Annotated in this window: 17 protein-coding genes; 7 read left to right on the top strand and 10 right to left on the bottom strand. The window is 64.1% G+C overall.

Annotated elements, in window-relative coordinates:
• Nucleotides 1-111 precede the first annotated feature (111 nt).
• Nucleotides 112-783 (top strand): N-acyl amino acid synthase FeeM domain-containing protein, encoded by a 672-nt coding sequence (locus ACQ7JA_RS12920; RefSeq protein ID WP_430898262.1) that lies wholly within the window; start codon nucleotides 112-114, stop codon nucleotides 781-783.
• A gap of 83 nt (nucleotides 784-866) precedes the next feature.
• The gene (locus tag ACQ7JA_RS12915; protein ID WP_430898260.1) at nucleotides 867-1,736 is read left to right on the top strand and encodes a ThiF family adenylyltransferase; all 870 of its coding nucleotides are present in this window, start codon (nucleotides 867-869) and stop codon (nucleotides 1,734-1,736) included.
• Between the two features lie 82 nt (nucleotides 1,737-1,818).
• Here the strand turns inward: ACQ7JA_RS12915 and pepA are convergent, their stop codons facing one another.
• The 10 genes from pepA to ACQ7JA_RS12865 all read right to left on the bottom strand — a co-directional run bounded on the left by pepA (nucleotide 1,819) and on the right by ACQ7JA_RS12865 (nucleotide 9,958).
• Complete coding sequence (gene pepA, locus ACQ7JA_RS12910; RefSeq protein WP_430898258.1) at nucleotides 1,819-2,667, bottom strand: flocculation-associated PEP-CTERM protein PepA; 849 nt, start codon at nucleotides 2,665-2,667, stop codon at nucleotides 1,819-1,821.
• Nucleotides 2,668-2,817: 150 nt separating this feature from the next.
• Nucleotides 2,818-3,486, bottom strand: coding sequence for a class I SAM-dependent methyltransferase (locus tag ACQ7JA_RS12905; protein ID WP_430898256.1), 669 nt, complete (start codon nucleotides 3,484-3,486; stop codon nucleotides 2,818-2,820).
• A gap of 116 nt (nucleotides 3,487-3,602) precedes the next feature.
• Entirely contained in the window at nucleotides 3,603-4,337 is a 735-nt protein-coding gene (locus ACQ7JA_RS12900; protein WP_430898254.1) for a GNAT family N-acetyltransferase, read from the bottom strand.
• 240 nt (nucleotides 4,338-4,577) lie between these two features.
• Complete coding sequence (locus ACQ7JA_RS12895; protein ID WP_430898252.1) at nucleotides 4,578-5,330, bottom strand: GAF domain-containing protein; 753 nt, start codon at nucleotides 5,328-5,330, stop codon at nucleotides 4,578-4,580.
• Nucleotides 5,331-5,406: 76 nt separating this feature from the next.
• The gene (locus ACQ7JA_RS12890; protein WP_430898250.1) at nucleotides 5,407-6,498 is read right to left on the bottom strand and encodes a nucleotidyltransferase domain-containing protein; all 1,092 of its coding nucleotides are present in this window, start codon (nucleotides 6,496-6,498) and stop codon (nucleotides 5,407-5,409) included.
• Nucleotides 6,495-7,409, bottom strand: a complete 915-nt coding sequence (locus tag ACQ7JA_RS12885) for an HprK-related kinase A (RefSeq protein ID WP_430898248.1) — start codon at nucleotides 7,407-7,409, stop codon at nucleotides 6,495-6,497. Before ACQ7JA_RS12885 ends, ACQ7JA_RS12890 begins: the two co-directional genes overlap by 4 nt.
• The gene (locus ACQ7JA_RS12880; RefSeq protein WP_430898246.1) at nucleotides 7,406-7,675 is read right to left on the bottom strand and encodes an HPr-rel-A system PqqD family peptide chaperone; all 270 of its coding nucleotides are present in this window, start codon (nucleotides 7,673-7,675) and stop codon (nucleotides 7,406-7,408) included. The genes ACQ7JA_RS12885 and ACQ7JA_RS12880 overlap by 4 nt, the downstream gene beginning before the upstream one ends.
• A 9-nt stretch (nucleotides 7,676-7,684) precedes the next feature.
• A complete protein-coding gene (locus ACQ7JA_RS12875) occupies nucleotides 7,685-8,281 on the bottom strand; it encodes a hypothetical protein (RefSeq protein WP_430898244.1) in 597 nt (198 codons plus the stop codon).
• 178 nt (nucleotides 8,282-8,459) lie between these two features.
• Nucleotides 8,460-9,071: an XrtA/PEP-CTERM system exopolysaccharide export protein gene (locus tag ACQ7JA_RS12870; protein ID WP_430898242.1), complete on the bottom strand. Its 612-nt coding sequence runs from the start codon at nucleotides 9,069-9,071 to the stop codon at nucleotides 8,460-8,462.
• 107 nt (nucleotides 9,072-9,178) lie between these two features.
• Nucleotides 9,179-9,958, bottom strand: a complete 780-nt coding sequence (locus ACQ7JA_RS12865) for a S1 family peptidase (protein WP_430898240.1) — start codon at nucleotides 9,956-9,958, stop codon at nucleotides 9,179-9,181.
• A 382-nt stretch (nucleotides 9,959-10,340) separates the two neighbouring features.
• Between ACQ7JA_RS12865 and ACQ7JA_RS12860 the strand changes: the two genes are divergently transcribed.
• The 5 genes from ACQ7JA_RS12860 to ACQ7JA_RS12840 are packed head-to-tail and all read left to right on the top strand — an operon-like array spanning nucleotide 10,341 to nucleotide 16,341.
• The gene (locus ACQ7JA_RS12860; protein ID WP_430898238.1) at nucleotides 10,341-11,873 is read left to right on the top strand and encodes an XrtA system polysaccharide chain length determinant; all 1,533 of its coding nucleotides are present in this window, start codon (nucleotides 10,341-10,343) and stop codon (nucleotides 11,871-11,873) included.
• Nucleotides 11,874-11,895: 22 nt separating this feature from the next.
• Nucleotides 11,896-12,861, top strand: a complete 966-nt coding sequence (locus ACQ7JA_RS12855; RefSeq protein ID WP_430898236.1) for an XrtA-associated tyrosine autokinase — start codon at nucleotides 11,896-11,898, stop codon at nucleotides 12,859-12,861.
• A complete protein-coding gene (locus ACQ7JA_RS12850) occupies nucleotides 12,842-14,413 on the top strand; it encodes a TIGR03016 family PEP-CTERM system-associated outer membrane protein (protein WP_430898234.1) in 1,572 nt (523 codons plus the stop codon). Before ACQ7JA_RS12855 ends, ACQ7JA_RS12850 begins: the two co-directional genes overlap by 20 nt.
• Nucleotides 14,414-14,428: 15 nt before the next feature.
• Nucleotides 14,429-15,460 (top strand): XrtA/PEP-CTERM system-associated ATPase, encoded by a 1,032-nt coding sequence (locus tag ACQ7JA_RS12845; protein ID WP_430898232.1) that lies wholly within the window; start codon nucleotides 14,429-14,431, stop codon nucleotides 15,458-15,460.
• On the top strand, nucleotides 15,457-16,341 hold the full coding sequence (locus ACQ7JA_RS12840) for an XrtA system polysaccharide deacetylase (protein ID WP_430898230.1): 885 nt from the start codon (nucleotides 15,457-15,459) through the stop codon (nucleotides 16,339-16,341). Before ACQ7JA_RS12845 ends, ACQ7JA_RS12840 begins: the two co-directional genes overlap by 4 nt.
• Nucleotides 16,342-16,355 lie beyond the last annotated feature (14 nt).

The following is a 16,355-nucleotide window of genomic DNA, read 5'->3' as shown; positions in this document are numbered from 1 at the left end:
TGTATTCCTGCGCTTCCTCCCGGCCGGGCTTAATTGGCTGCTTCCCTAGCGAACGCGCAAACTGCTTCGATCGCGTTACTATGGCAGCCTCATCTTTCGAGGACATTTATCGTGAATGACGATTCGTACGGAATTCGTCTCACCGATACTGCCGAAGGCCGAAACTCGGCCAGCATGCTGGTGAAACGGATGTATGCCCGTCGCGGGTATGCAGGCACCGGCACGCGTCATGTTCTCGACGAGAGCAACCGCGTCACCCTCACCGCGACCGACCGTGGCGACGTGGTGGGCACCGTCACGATCGGCATCGATTCCGAGCGCGGCCTGATGGCCGACGAACTGTTCAAGGATATCCTGGACGAGCACCGCGCCCGCGGCGCGCGCCTATGCGAGTGCACCAAGCTGGCCTTCGACCTGTCCGAGCGTTCGCGCATCCCGCTGGCCAACGTATTTCACCTGGCGCTGATCTATGCGCGCGACCTCTACGACTGCACCGACGTCGTGATCGAGATCAATCCTCGCCACCGCCGTTTCTATGAACGCATGCTCGGTTTTCGCCAGCAGGGCGAATTGAAGATCAATCCGCGCGTGAATGCGCCCGCCTACCTGATGCACCTGACGCTCGAGTATGTCGGCGAGCAGGTAGAGCGTTACGGCGGCACCTTCGACTCCCCCGCCGGCAGTGCAGAGCGTTCGCTCTACCCTTATTTCTTTTCGCCTCGCGAGGAACGCGGTATCATCAACCGCCTGTTGCGAATGGACGAGCAGAACGCTTCCAGATAGCGCAACGAGGCCGTGCCGATGATCCGTTCATCGGGCCCCGGACCAGCACCACCAGTTGTCCTTCACCTGTTTGCATCCCATCGATGAACAACCCGTTTCGCTACGAGCAGGCGTTTGCGCGCAATATCGGCTGGCTCACCCCGGAAGAACAGCAAGTCTTGCGCGGCAAACGCGTCGCCATTGCCGGCATCGGCGGCGTCGGCGGCGTCCATTTATTGACACTGGTGCGCCTCGGCGTCTCGAAATTCAATATCGCCGATTTCGATACCTTCGACATACCGAACTTCAACCGCCAGGTCGGCGCAATGATGTCGACGCTCGGCCAGCCGAAGGCCGAGGTACTGGCCCGCATGGCGCGCGACATCAATCCTGAGGTCGATATCCGGGTTTTCCCGGATGGCGTCGATGAACGGAACCTGGACGCCTTCCTGGGCGACGCAAACCTGTATGTCGACGGCCTCGATTTCTTCGCCTTCGATGCGCGCCGCCACACCTTCGCGCGCTGCGCGCAACTGGGCGTGCCGGCCACCACCGCCGCGCCGCTGGGCATGGGGGCCGCCCTGCTGAACTTCATGCCGGGGAAGATGACCTTCGAAGAATACTTCCAGTGGGGCGACCTGCCGGACATCGACAAGGCGATCCGCTTCGCGATCGGTCTTGCGCCGGCCGGCTTGCACCGCTCCTATCTGGTGGTGCCGGAGTCGGTGAATTTCGACGAGCAGCGTGGCCCGTCCACCTTCATGGCCTGCCAGCTTTGCGCCGGCATCATCGGCACCGAGGCGCTGAAGATCCTCCTCGGCCGCGGAGAGGTACTGGCTGCGCCTCACGGCATGCAATTCGACGCCTATCGCAACAAGCTCAAGCGAACCTGGCGTCCCGGCGGCAACCGCCATCCGATCCAGCGGCTGGCAATCGCCATCGGCAAACGCCAGTTCGCCAGCAAGTTCAAATAAACGAGGATCGCAAAAAAAAATCCACTGAAATACAGTGGATTTTTTTTCGAGGATCCGGCGAACCGGATCCTGGCATGCGGGATTACTTGGCTTGCTTGCGGCGACGTGCGGCGCCCAGACCCAGCAGGCCCAGACCCAGCAGGCCGACCGATGCCGGCTCCGGCACTTCGTTACCGAAGACCACGTCCAGCGAGCCGTTGATCGACTGGGTGCCGGTCGGGGTGAAGCGGTTCAGCTGACCCGACTGGAACGACAGGTTGTAGAACGGGCTCGGGTCGACGAAGAAGTTCATGCCGGCTGCGGTCAGTTCGAAGCTGGTGGTCGAACCGAAGCTGCCGCAGTTGATGCCCTGGCCGGAGCCGCCCGAGCAGGTGCTCAGGGTCGGGTCCAGGTTGCCCTGGCCAGCCAGCGGATTGCCGGTCGCCAGCAGGATGTCGTCGCCGGCGTTGTTGCGGCCGTAGGCGGTTGCGCCGGTGGCAGGAGCCGTGAAGGTGGTGTTGACGTTGTCGTCGAGGTACACCGACAGGCTACCGGTGCCTTCAGCAAAACTGAAGGTCGCGCGGCCGTTCGGGCCGGTGGTGAACGTGCCCGACGCGGTGTACAGGGCGTACAGACCGTAGTCGAAGCCCAGACCGGTGGTCAGTGCCGGCAGCTCGTCCGGATCGTCCGAGCCGCTGTTGTTGATGAACTGGCCGGCGACCCAGCGCAGCGAGACCTGGAAGGTGCCGCCGGTGGCGCTGGTCGGGGTGAAGGTGGCGATTTCCGCATAGCCGCCGGTGATGCGGTCAGCGGTGAACGGAGCGGTCACGAACGGACCGGTCGGCTTCACGACGAACTGGTTGAACACGTCCGCGTGCGCGCTGGCGCCGGCAAACATCGAGATTGCGGCGATTGCCGATGCGACGACCTTCTTCGAAAACAGTGCTTTCATCTTTGATCTCCTGGTTAGTCTGAACCTTGCACGACAATACTAGCAAGGCCCGTGCCAGCACATTACCCTCCTTTAAAATCAATCACTTAGCAAGTTTTGAGAAGAATCAACAATTCAAGTGTAAAAAACGCCGACAGCCGTATGTGGCTGTCAAGAAAGAGGTTTACGCGCAACCACATTCCAGGTGTTGCCCGATTTGAACTCGGACGCGATCTCATAGCCGGCGTCGAGCATCTTGCGGCGGATGTCTTCCTCGCGGAAAGGGCTGTACAAAATGCCCTTTTTAATGCCCCAATCGTTGATCTTCTGCGCCGCCCAGCGCAGCGGGGCGAAACCGCTCGGGTAGAGCAGCACATTGGCCGCCAGCGTACCGCCTGGTTTGAGCACGCGCCGGATGTCGCGCAGCGCCCCGTCGACGGTCGGGAAGCAGTGGATCGAGTTGGCGATGTTGGCCGTGTCGAAATGGTTGTCCGGGAAAGGCAGGTCGGCCGCGTCGGCATGCTGCACCTTGACCTGCGGGTCCTTGGCAAAACGCTTCTTCGCGCCCGCCAGCATCGACGGCGCATAGTCGATGCCCACCACGTTCACCTTCGGCAGCTTGCGGCGGCGGCGCCAGTTGAGGATCATTTCCAGCAGGGTGCCGGTGCCGCAGGCCACTTCCAGGTGATCGGGACCGAAATTCGGGCCGAAGAAGCGCATCTGGGTGCCGATCGTGCTGTTGTAGGCGAAGGTGAGGATGAAGAAGCCACGTATGTCGTACCACCATGGCTCGGAGGAATAGGCTTCGGCGATTTCGTCGCGGGTCTTACCGATGGTCATGGACGGTCCTTGTTAGTGGAAATAGAGCGTGGACAACTGAAGCAGCGAATATAGGTGCTTCCTGCAGACCAGGCAAGTGATGTGGGCCAGCTCCCCCTCCGCAAGGGGGCGCGGGCTCAGCCGATACGCTTCAGACGGGCGATGATGCCGGCCTCTTCGCGCGGAGAGAAGAAATAGGGGAAAAGCGAGCGGTCGCCGACTGCGTGGTCGCCCTGCCCCGCCACCTCGGCGATACGGCGGGTGCCCAGGGCGGTATTGCCGCGGAGCAGGACCGCCGGCGCGTCGACCCGGGGGTTCGGGCGCGATTCGCATTCCACCACGAAGTCCAGCATCGCCTCATAAAAACGGCGGTGACGCGGGTTGACTTCGATGAAGATGTCGCTGCAGCCGTGCAGGTCGCGGGCATAGATGAAGGCCACATGGAACAGGGCCCCCAGCACCGCCTTGGACTTCACGCCAGGATCGATCGCCAGCTTGATAAGCTCGCATACCTTGCCGCCATTGGCGCGGTAGGGATCGATGTGGTCCTTGAATACCTGGTCACACAACAAGCCGACATCGGAGTCCAGGTTCAGGCTCAGTGTCCCAATCACCTCCCCCTTGCTGGTGGCCGTCAGCGTGATGCGGTTTGGATCTTTACCTACAGTGTGATTGCCGGTATAGCCACGCCAGGTGTACATCTTGCTGATGAGCATACTGGCCGAGTTGCGGTGTTCGTCGACGTCAGCCGCGCGGATGCCAAACACACTTTCATTGATGGCCACATCGACGATATTGGGCGAATACGACTCGCTGCCGCGGTCAGCCGTACTGCTGTGGCCGACTTCTTCTGTCACTACGGTATCGATCATCGGTATTCTCCAGGCGGATGGACAGGGCATGCCGCAGTCGGGTCTGCCTTATATCATAGCATTCGGTATTCCAGCGTATCAATAAATTAATACAGGCAACATTTCTTTCTATCATAACCACTACGCGTGTATCGTTCTACCCCCTCGGATGGTGGCAATAATCACAATGCAGTCACCATAAGGTTCTTATCAATATTACAAGCAAGTGTAAAGAATTCCGACATGTCCCAAAAAAGCTTGTCAGAGTTCAAGCCGCTTGTCCTTGATTTTTTCCTGTTGGATATCTTGATGCAGCTGGCCGATCAGTTCGGACGCGGCCGCGACGATGTGCGCCGATCCGAAACCGGCGCGCGTCATTTCCCGAAACAGGGAACGAGCCAGGATCCTGGCCACCTCTTCGGGGTTACGGTAAGACAAGCGGTCCCCATCGGCATCCGGCGCGCGCTCCTGCAACAGCGCCAGCTGCGCGAAGCGGGAATCGAGCAGGTGCCGCAACTGACTCAGCTGCAGGGATTTCCCGATGAAGGCAGCAGCCACTTCGAGCAGGCACAGCGCCGCTTCGTCGAAAGGCGCCGTCCCGCTGCCATTGGCGGCATTGATGACGCCGGCGACCCGGCCCTCGACCCGGATCGGCGCACTCATGAGGCTGGCGCCGAGCGCCGTCCCGCGTCTTGCAAGTGCGGCAAACTCGGACTGCGCGATATCGTCCACCAGCACCGCACTGCCCTTGGCGAGCACGCGTCCTGAAATGCCTTCGCCGCGCCGGATCGCCGCCTGCAGCGCCGCGTCAGGCAAGGGGCCGTGATGGGCCTGGATGCTCATGGGAGCATCGCCTTCGCCCGGGCTGCCCAGCAGCATGACCGAACAGCTGGCGGCGCCGACCAGCCCGGCCACGTGCCTGACCTGCCGGTCCAGTTCCCGATCCGGCGTCTCGTCTGCCAGGAATTGCCGTAGAGCCTGCAAACGGTTCAGGGGAATGTGCGCTGCTTGCATGCATACCTCGGGCGTCGGCCAGGATGGAGTATGTTGATTTCAACACAACTCTTGAATCTTATGCAATCCCGTTGCGCTATCGACCCTGCGCGTGCGCCGAGCGCGGCGAAATGAATGCCTTGTGAAACAGGTGCCGGGCAAGCATCAGGGGCGGCATGCGCAACCAGTTGCCGCGCACGTACAGGACAAAGCGCGCGCAGGCCGTGAAGCGGTCGGCGCAGCTCTCATGGTCGGGCTGCAGGGCGCGCTCGAACAAGGCATCCATCAGCCGCAGCAGAACCGGATTGGGCCGGCCCTGGCCCGCCGCCGCCAGGACCTGCGGGGGAATGGCGGTGCCGAACAGGCGCCGGCTGTAGCGCAGCGCATAGAAGAGTGGACGGGCCAGCTCCAGCTCGCGTGCGCGCGCCGGCAGCGCCTCCCAGAATCCCGGCTCGGCGCCGAAATGCTGCAGAAGGCGGTGGATGTCGAGCAGGTCGCGCAGGCCCTTGTCGAACTCGCCGTCATGGAACAGGTGGGTGGCGCTGTGCAGCACCATGTCGGCCGGCGCCAGCGCATGCCAGCCGGGAAGGCCTGGCAAGGCCACGGCGGCGGTGCGCAGCTTCTCCGGATCGGGGCGGACGCGCGCCGTGAGCGGCAGGATGGCGTGGTGCACGTCGATGGTATTGCCCCGCTGCATATGCTGCATGGGCGGCAGCTCATGCATCCAGTCGCGGTAATAGCGCTGGTCGTAGGCATCGAGCGCCGTCACCTTCCAGCCGGCCAGCATCAGCGCCGCCTCCACCTCGTCCAGGCGCGCCCGCGGGACCAGGATGTCGATGTCGGAAAACAGGCGTCCGCGCGAGGCGGCCAAGCCGGCCATCAGGTAGGCCGACCCCTTGAGCAGGATCAGCGGAATGCCGGTGCGCGCCAGGGCATCCGCGATCTGCCTGGCTTCGAACTGCGCGGCCTGGTGGTGGCGCCGGCCGCTCACGGCGGCCCACGCCAGGTGGGCTCGGGGCCGCGCCGGCACGGCGTCCAGCAGCCCGTGCTCGTCCGCCATCAGGTAGAGCGTGAAGGCCAGCCTGGCTGCTGTGGCCTGGCGCAGCAGGAGGTCCCAGTCGGCCGGCGCGAGTGCAGCCAGGCGCTGCGGTTCGCGCAGCACGGCGAGCAGGAGCGGCACGCCCTTCATGCGCCCTCCCCTGCCAGGCGGTCGAAGGCCGCCACTGCATCGTCCAGCGCGCTGTAGGTGAAATCGTAGGCAGGTGCGGCATCGACGAGGCGGGCGACACTCGCGAAGCCTTGTCCACCGAGCAGGCTGTAGTTGAACGCGTTCTCGGCGATGCGCAGGAAGGCGCGCGTGGAGGCGAGCGCTTCCAGGCGGGGCGCGGCGTCCGGCTGGTAGCGCGGGAAGATGACCCAGCCGGGCCGCGCCGTTTCCGCGGCGCGCCGCACGCTGTCCAGGGGCGCCTTCAGGTGCGCGATCGTGCCCTTGGCGGTATCGACCGAGGGCCGGCTGAAGACCGGATCGTCCGCGAACTCCTTGATCAGTCCGATCGACGCGTTCTTCAGGCTGACCGGACGCGGCAACGGCGTCAGTTCGCCGCTCGCCGTCGAGATCAGCGCCAGTTCGTCCGACAGCAGGCGCCAGCCGCGGCAGACCAGGGCGGCGCACAGCGTGCTCTTGCCGGAACCGGAAGGCGCCGGCAGGATCGCCGCCCGGCCGTTCTTTTCCACGACCGCGGCATGGAGGATCAGGTAATAGTGGGCGCGGCTCGAGACGCACCAGTTCAGCGCCCATTCGAACAGCGAGAAGGCATGGTCCGCGGGCAGGGGCAGGAAGGGCGCCACGCCGTCGAGGTCGAAGCGCGCCTGGGGACGCAGCCAGCGCCGCAGGCCGCCGGAGGGGCGCAGGTTCAGGTGGAAATCGGCGAAGCCGGCCGGGTCGGCCAAGGGGTAGTCCCCGTACAGCAGGGCGATGCCTTCCGCCACCGCCGGCAAGGGGCTGCGCACGCTGGCGACGAAAGGCCCGGTGGCCAGGCGCAGGCCGGGGCCGGCCAGGCGCTCGCACAAGGCGCGGTAGGACAGACTGCCGACATTCATGCAGGCTGCACCAGCATCAGGTGCTGCAGTTCGGCCAGCAGTGCATCGATATCCTCCGGCTCGTCCGTTTCACCGCACAGGCCATGCAGGTCCGCCGGCGTCAGGGGGCCGGCCTGCAGCGCTCGCAAGACCTTCATGGCCGGCGTATCGAGCAGATGGGTATCACCCGACAGATTATTGAAAACGAGGTGTTCGTCGTCTGCGCCGCAATGCAGCAGAGCCTGGCCGGGGACCAGGCGCCAGGCGCCCCGGAATGCTTGCAACACGTGCGATCCTTACATCATCGTGCTCTTCAGATAGATGACGATGTCAGCACCGTTCCATACAACGTCTTTTTTGGGCGTATAGGTTTGGGTCCGGGCATAGCTGTCCCAGATCTCCATCACCTCGCGCTCGGGCAGCTGCGGCACCTTGCCGGTACGCGCGTTCAGCAGCGCCGCCACCAGGTGGCGCGCCACATTGTCCTTGTCGACGTGCTTGGGTCCCAGGGACTGGTCGACGACCTCGAGCAGGGTCTGCGGCGCCAGCTTCGACGTGAAGTTGCTGCCACATGTAAAAATCTTGCCGAACTTCGCATCCGTGTTCAGGCCAGCCCGCTTCCACTCCCCTGTCCACTTGGACCAGTAGCCGGGCGATCGGCCGCTGCACGAGGTGCCCGGAGAAATGCTCGCGTTCGGTCCGGAGGCAAAGCCCGAGGCGGTGGTGCAGGTCATCGCCATTCCCGGCTTGCTGACCAGGGTCATGATGACGCCGCCGGCAAGACCGGTCCGGGCGAAGCGCCGGCGCGCGGCGCCCTTGCTGCCGATTGCTTGCGCAGCAGGCAGTTCGCTGGAAACTGGCGTTTCAGGGGCGCGATGGTCTTGAGGAGTCACGATCGGTTCTTTCATGAGGCGGAATGAAGGCAGGGAAACGACAAATGACGCAAAGCAATTTTTATGCCAAATGCAGACGCCGTTTATTTCTCATTCTAAATCAAAAGCTTAGCCTTTTACCGTTTGGGCAAGCTAATGGTGTTGTAAGAATTGCCGACAGCGTCCCTGCATTCCCCCCTTAGAAGAAGCTTTCCGGAATGATGAGCACGTCGCCCGGTCGCACCGGCATATTGGCCGAGATATCGCCGCCACGGATCAGGTCATCCAGGCGCACGTTCAGCTTTTCCTGCTTGCCGTCGACGTTGCGGATGATGCTGGCCTTGTTGCCGGCTGCAAATTCCGTGATGCCGCCGACGGTGATCAGGACATCCATCAGCGACATGTCACGACGGTAAGGCAGGGCCTGCGGACGGGCTGCCTGGCCGATCACGCGGATCTGGTCGCCGTAGTTGCCCACGAAGTTGGTGACGATGACGGTGACCACCGGCTGCTGGATGAATTTCGCCAGCGCCTGCTCGATGTCGCGCGCCAGCTGGGTCGAGGTCTTGCCGGCAGCCGGCAGGTCTTCGACCAGGGGAGTCGTGATCTTGCCGTCCGGGCGGACCGGTACCGAGCTCGACACCTCCGGATTGCGCCAGACCGTGACCGTCACGTTGTCGCCCGGCCCGATCAGGTAATCCGCATTGACCGGCGCCAGCGCCGCAGCGCTCGGTGGCGTGGGCGTGGCGCAGCCGGCCAGGGCCAGCCCGGCAACCAGCATCAGCGCAAGCTGTTTCATCATCTTCTTCATGCTCACAAATCCCTTCCGACAGCTTCAAAATTGTTGTTTTACCATGAATGGCCGAGTTGTATTGTATAACGACTATTTCCTTAAAAGACGTGTATCGCGTGCGGTGCTCACTTCTGTTGCAATAATGCGTGGACGTAGCGCACCGGAATGGCATAGGTGATGCCACTGGGGGCACTGATCGCCGTTTCCTTGAGCCCCTTCACGAACACCATATTGATCACCGCCTGGACCACGCCGGTGTCCGGGTCGTAGACCGGGCTGCCGCTGTTGCCCGGATAGGCCGTGCCGTCGAGCTGGTAGATGTCGAAGCCGGAGCGCGCCAGCTGGGTGATGGCGCGCGCGTCCAGCTTGCGCGAGCTGAGCGAGGGCATGACGATCGGCGTGATCGCGGCCAGGGTGGCGCGGTGGGTGGCCGGATGCAGGCCCAGCACCATGCCGAGCGGGAAACCGGTAAAGGCCAGCGCCGCGCCTTCCACTACCTGCTCCGGCTCGCCGAGCTGGAGGACCGGCAGCGCTTCGCCCTCGATTCGCAGGTGGGCAAGGTCATGCTCGCGGTCGATTGCGACCAGGCGCGCAGGCCGGAAGGCGACGCCGTTGCGTTCGCGCATCACGATGCCCAAGGTTTCCTTGCCCGCCCCGTCGCTCGCCGGCGGCACCACGTGGGCATTGGTAACCACGCTCCGGCCATCGCCCACCACGAAGCCGGTGCCGAAGAAGGCGATCGCGGGGCTGCGGGTGCGCAGTTCGGTACCGATCCCGACCACCGAGCGCTTCACCAGGGGAATCGTCTTCGTCAGCTCGGCCCGGGCCGGCGCCAGGGGCGCGAACAGCAGCGCCGGCAGCAGGCAGGAGCAGGCCAGCAAGCGGCGCTTTCTTGTCATCGTCATATCACATTGTCCGTGTAAAGAACGTGTTCGATTTGCAATCAATCGTGCAAGCTATTTCGGTTGATCAACACTACAATAACAAAGTTCATGTCGGCCTGTGGCGCTCTTCCGAGACACAACAGGACAAGAAAAAGTTAAAATAATGCAATCTTCAATAGGAACTTTTATTTGCGAGAATGCAATTTTATGCTGAAATCGCCAGGTTTTTGAGCACGAGATGTCTTGCTTGGCGGAATTTGTGTTGCAAACTAGGTTCATTTAGTAAAGAAAGCGGCAAATTTTCCGAGGCGCAATTGCAATTGCTTGATGTACAAGCGATCATGCAACACGTTTAATGATTGTTGAGTCCGGGTTTTCCGGACGTTGATGTGAGATTGACAAGATGGCAGAACTGACAGCGCTGGTCCTGAATTTCCTGAAGGCGATCGGCAAATATCGCTGGCATGCGGTCGTGATCACCTGGATCGTCGCCTTGTGCGGCTGGGCGGTCGTCCTCAAGCTCCCCAATCAGTACGAGGCCTCGGCCCGGGTTTACGTCGATACCCAGAGCATCCTGAAACCCCTGCTGTCCGGCATGACCATGATGCCGAACCTGGACCAGCAGGTCATGTTCATGCGCCGCACGCTGATCAGCCGCCCGAACGTGGAGCGGGTGATGCGCATGGTCGACCTCGACGTCAAGGCCTCCACCCCCAAGGAACACGAGGCCATGGTGGAGAAACTGACGTCGCAGATCAAGATCGCCGGCACGGAACGCGACGACATCTACACCATCAGCTATACCGGGCCGAGCGCCCAGCAGGGCAAGGACGTGGTGCAGGCCTTCCTCACCATCTTCGTCGAAGGCAGCTTCGGCGGCAAGAAGCAGGATTCCGAAAAGGCGGTCCAGTTCATCGACGACCAGATCCGCAACTACGAGGAAAAGCTGGCTGCTGCCGAGAACTCGCTGAAGGAATTCAAGATCCGCAATATGGGCATGCTGCCGAGCGAAGGCGCGGACTTCAGTTCGCGCGTGAACGGCACCAATGAAGCCCTGAGCCAGGCGCGCCTGGAACTGGCCGAAGCCGAGCAGGCCCGCAATGCCATCCGCCGCCAGGTCGCGGGCATCCCGGCGGCGCCGGGCGAACGCGCCGCGCCGGCCCCGATCGATCCGGAACTCGAGTCGCGCATCACCACCGCCACCAAGAACCTCGACGCCCTGCGCCTGCAATATACCGAGCAGCATCCGGACATCATCGCCAACCGCCGCCTGCTGGAACAGCTGCAGGCACGCAAGGCAGAGGAAAGCAAGCGTCCGCGCACGGCAGTCGATACCGGCGCCAGCCTGAGCCCGATGCAGCAGCAACTGCAGTTCTCGCTGTCCGAGGCCGAAGCGCGCGTGGCCTCACTGCAGGCGCGTGTCGCGGAATACTCGTCGCGCCTGACCCGCCTGCGCTCGCAGAGCGCGGAAGTGCCGGAAATCGAAGCCCAGCTGGCCCAGCTGAACCGCGACTACCAGGTCAACCGCGAGAACTACCAGAAGCTGGTGGCCAGCCGCGAGTCGGCCAAGCTGTCGGGCGACCTGTCCTCGGCCACGGACATGCTGACCTTCCGCGTGGTCGATCCACCAACCGCGCCGGCGCTGCCATCGGGCCCGAACCGCATGCTGCTGTTCTCGGCCGTGTTCGCCGCCGCCCTGTTCGCCGGCCTGGCCGGCGCCTTCCTGATGAGCCAGCTGCGCCCGACCTTCCTGAGCCAGGCCGCCCTGCGCGAGGCCACCGAGGTCCCGATCCTGGGCTCGATCAGCATGAACTGGACCGCCGGCCAGACCGTGCGCCGCAAGCGCCGCCTGATGGCGCTCGCCGCCTCGGTGCTGGTGCTGTTCGGCACCTATGGCGCCGGTGTCGCCGCCATTCTCGTGCGTCCGTCGCTGTAAGCGCCGCACCCAAGGAGTCAACGTGAGCATTATCGAAAAAGCAGCAAGCCGCATCGACCGCCAGCGTAGCAACGCCGTGGCTGTCCCCGTCACCGTCACCGTCCCGGCCGACAGCGCCGATGCATCGCTGGCACTGTCGGATCGTGAGCCGGTCGCCGTGCTGGAAGCGCCCGTGGCCGTCGCGGCCCCCGCCAGCGCCCACACCGCCGCCCCGGACGTCGCCGCCCCTGCCGCCCCCGCGGCGGGCGGCGCCCGCGCCAATCCGCGCATGGTCGACCTCGACCTGGCGAAGATGCGCGACATGGGCATGGTCACCGCCGCCGGCGGACGCACCACCCTGCTCGAGGAATTCCGCATCATCAAGCGCCCGCTGCTCAAACGCGCTTTCGGCGAGCGCGCCGAAGGCGAGATGCCGCCGAACCTGATCATGATCACCAGCTCGCTGCCGGGCGAAGGCAAGACCTATTGCGCCATCAACCTGGCAATGAGCATCGCGATGGAACTCGACCATACGGTGCTGCTGGTCGACGCCGACGTCGCCCGTCCCTCGGTGCTGCGCACCCTCGGCCTGCCCGCCCAGCGCGGCCTGATGGACATCCTGGTGGACGACAAGCTCGACCTGTCCGACGTCTTGCTGCGCACCAATGTCGACACACTGTCGATCCTGCCGGCCGGCACCAGCACCCCGCGCGCCACCGAACTGCTGGCGAGTTCGACGATGAGCAGCCTGGTCACCGAAATCGCCAACCGCTATCCGGACCGGGTCGTGATCTTCGATTCGCCGCCGCTGCTGCTGACCAGCGAATCGCGGGTGCTGGCCAGCCACATGGGCCAGATCGTGGTGGTGGTCGAGGCGCAGACCACGACCCAGCACGCCGTCAAGGAAGCCCTGCACAAGCTGGAAGGCTTCAACAACGTCAATCTCATCTACAACAAGACCAGGGACATTCCTGGCATCGAAGAGACGTATGATTACCACTACGGTTGAGCGACGGACGCTGCGCCTCGCGCCGCTCGCCGCGGCGCTCGCCTCCCTGCTCGCGGCTCCCGCGTGCTGGGCGGACTGGCGTTTCACGCCGTCGCTGAACATCGTCGAAACCTATACCGACAACGTCGACCTGCGCAGCGGGAGCGACAAGCACAGCGACCTGATTTCCGAAGTCACACCCGGGTTCTCCCTGGCGCATAACAGCCGCCGCCTGCAGGTGTCGGCAACAGGCTCCTTCCGCCAGTTCTTCTACCTGAAAGAAGCATCGAAGCGCAACCGCAGCGACAACTTCGCCCAGTACGGCGCCGACCTGCGCGGCATCCTGGCCGAAGACCTGCTGTACATCGACGCCAACGCCGGCCGCAGCCGACAAAGCACGTCGGCCTTCGGCCCGCGGGCGGAGGAACGGCCCTATTCGGACCTGAACAGCACCGAGGTCAGGACCTGGCGCATCAGCCCCTACCTGACGCAAAAGCTCGGCCACAGCGCGCGCGCCACGCTGCGCTATACCCGGGACTCGGTCGAAAGCGACCAGCGCAGCCGCTTCGGCGACAGCCTGGCCGATACCGTCACCGCGAGCCTCGACAGCCTGCCGGGCGCCGGCAAGCTCGGGTGGGGTGTGAACTACAACCGCCAGGACCTGGAGCAGGAATTCGCCGGCGAGTCCTCGACCGAGAACGTCAGCGGCCGGCTGCGCTACCAGCTCCTGCATTCATTCGCGCTCACCGCGAACGTCGGCTACGACCGTTACGACTACCAGGCTCTCGGAGGACGGACCGCGGGCCGCAACTGGTCCACCGGTTTCTCATGGACCCCGTCCCAGCGCACCACGATCGAGGCGTCGATCGGCCGCCACTTCTATGGCACGACGGGCTCGCTGATGGCCAATATACGCAGCCGGAAGTCGGTCTGGCTTCTCAGCTACAGCGACGCGATCACCAACAGCCGCTCGCAATTCACGCTGCCGTCGGCCGTCGATACCGCCGCCTTGCTCGACCGCCTGTTCCTGACGTCGATCCCGGACCCGGTGCAGCGCCGGCAAGCCGTGGAAGCCTATATCCAGGCCACCGGCCTGCCGCCCAGCCTGGCCGACAGCGTCAACTACCTGACCAACCGTTACATGCGCCAGAAGCAGCTGCAAGGCTCGGCCGCCTTCCGGGGCCTGCGCAGCAACGCCATCCTGAGCGCGTACGGCAACGAACGCATCGCCCTGTCGAGCCAGGAAACCGACAGCGCCCTGCTCGGCGGCCAGCTTGCCTCGCTCAACAACAATGTGCGTCAGTACGGCGCCAGCGCCACGGCGACCTATCGCCTGAGCCAGCGCTCGAGCCTGGTGGGCAGCGCGGATCTCAGCCGCAGCGAATCGCTCGGCACCGGAGTCGAAAGCCGCCAGCGCCTGCTGCGCCTGGCTTTCAATACCAAGATTGGCCGCACCCTGACCGGCTCGCTCGAGCTGCGCCGGCGCAGCGGCGACACCGAGGGCAACGGCAGCCTCACGCTGCGCAGCTATACCGAGAACGCCCTTGCGGCAACCCTTTTCATGCAGCTCTAAGCAGGACCGAGCACGATGTACGAAACCTACTACGGACTGTCCGCCAAGCCCTTCCAGCTCCGCCCGGACCCCCACTTCTTCTTCGGCTCCAAGGGCCACAAGCGCGCCATGGCCTACCTCGAGTACGGCCTGTCGCAGGGCGAAGGCTTCATCGTCATCACGGGCGAAGTCGGCGCCGGCAAGACCACGCTGGTGCGCAACCTGCTGAATAAAATCCCGACCGACCAGATCGTGGCCGCCCACATCGTCAACACCAGCCTCGATCCGGAAGACACGCTGCGCATGGTGGTCTCCGCCTTCGGCCTGCCCTTCGAAGGCGCCAGCAAGGCCGAGCTGCTCAACCGCCTCGAACAGTTCCTGCGCGGCGTCGACCGCCAGGGCAAGCGCGCCCTGCTCGTCATCGACGAAGCCCAGAACCTGAACGCGCGCACGGTCGAGGAACTGCGCATGCTGTCGAACTTCCAGACCGACGACCGCTCGCTGCTGCAGACCTTCCTGCTCGGCCAGCCGGAATTCCGCGCCACCCTGCACAGCCCCGGCATGCAGCAGCTGCGCCAGCGCGTGATCGCCAGCTACCACCTGGGCCCGATGGATGCGCAGGAAACCCGCGCCTACGTCGAACACCGCCTGGCCACGGTCGGCTGGAAGGGCGACCCGTCTTTCGACGATGGCGCCTACGCCGCCGTCTATGCCTACAGCGGCGGCATCCCGCGCAAGACCAATACCCTGATGGACCGGGTGCTCCTGATGGGCTACCTGGAAGAGCTGCACGCCTTCGGCGAAGCCGACATCAACACGGTGGTGCGCGACATCTCGGAAGAATTCGAGCTGCCGGACGCCGTGGGCGAGCCGGATCCGGCCGCGCTGCCGGGTGAACTGCGCTCGCTGGACCAGCGCAGCGGCGAGCGCAGGGCCGCCAGCGTCGAAATCCTCGACGAACGCATGATGCGACTCGAGAAGTCGATCGTCTCGGTACTGTCGATCCTGAAAAAAATCGTCGCCACGCCCCAGGGCGCGGCCGCTCAGCACATGGACAACCAGGAATGAAACTCTACGCCCCTGCTCCGCGCCCCGTGCCCGCTCCCGGCGAGCGCATCAAGAACGCCATGACCTGCGACGTCGAGGACTACTTCCAGGTCTCGGCCTTCGCTCCCTACATCGACCGCGACTCCTGGCCCACGCGCGAATGCCGCGTCGAGGCGAACATGGAGCGCATCCTGGCGATCTACGAACGCCATGGCGTGAAGGCCACCTTCTTCACCCTGGGCTGGATCGCCGAGCGCTACCCAAGCATGGTGAAGAAGATCGTCGCCGCCGGCCACGAACTGGCCAGCCACGGCTACGGCCACCTGCGCGCCTCCGACCAGACCCGCGCCCAGTTCGACAACGACATCCGTTCCTCGAAAGCGCTGCTGGAAGACATCGGCGGCCAGGAAGTGATCGGCTACCGCGCGCCGAGCTTCTCGATCGGCCACGCCAATCTGTGGGCCCTGGAGGCCCTGCAGGAAGCCGGCTACCGCTACAGCTCGAGCATCTACCCGATCGCCCACGACCACTACGGCATGCCGGACGCGCCGCGTTTCGCCTTCTATCCGCACGGCCCGGACGGCCTGCTGGAAGTGCCGGTCACCACCGTCAACATGCTGGGCCGGAACCTGCCGGCCGGCGGCGGCGGCTACTTCCGCCTGCTGCCCTACGCCCTGTCGCGCTGGATGATGCAGAAGGTGAACCGCGAAGACCGCCAGCCGGCCCTGTTCTATTTCCACCCCTGGGAACTCGACCCGGGCCAGCCGCGCCCCGAAGGCCTGGACGCCAAGTCGCGCTTCCGCCACTACGTCAACATCAAGCGCATGGAAAGCCGCCTCGAGCAGCTGGCGCGCGATTTCGCGTGGGACCGCATGGACCGCATCTTCCTCGACCGTCAGTAGCACCGAACAGAACT

Source organism: Massilia sp. BKSP1R2A-1 (genome assembly GCF_050586525.1).
Taxonomy (GTDB): Bacteria; Pseudomonadota; Gammaproteobacteria; order Burkholderiales; family Burkholderiaceae_D; genus Telluria.
This window is presented reverse-complemented; position numbering and strand designations above follow the sequence as displayed.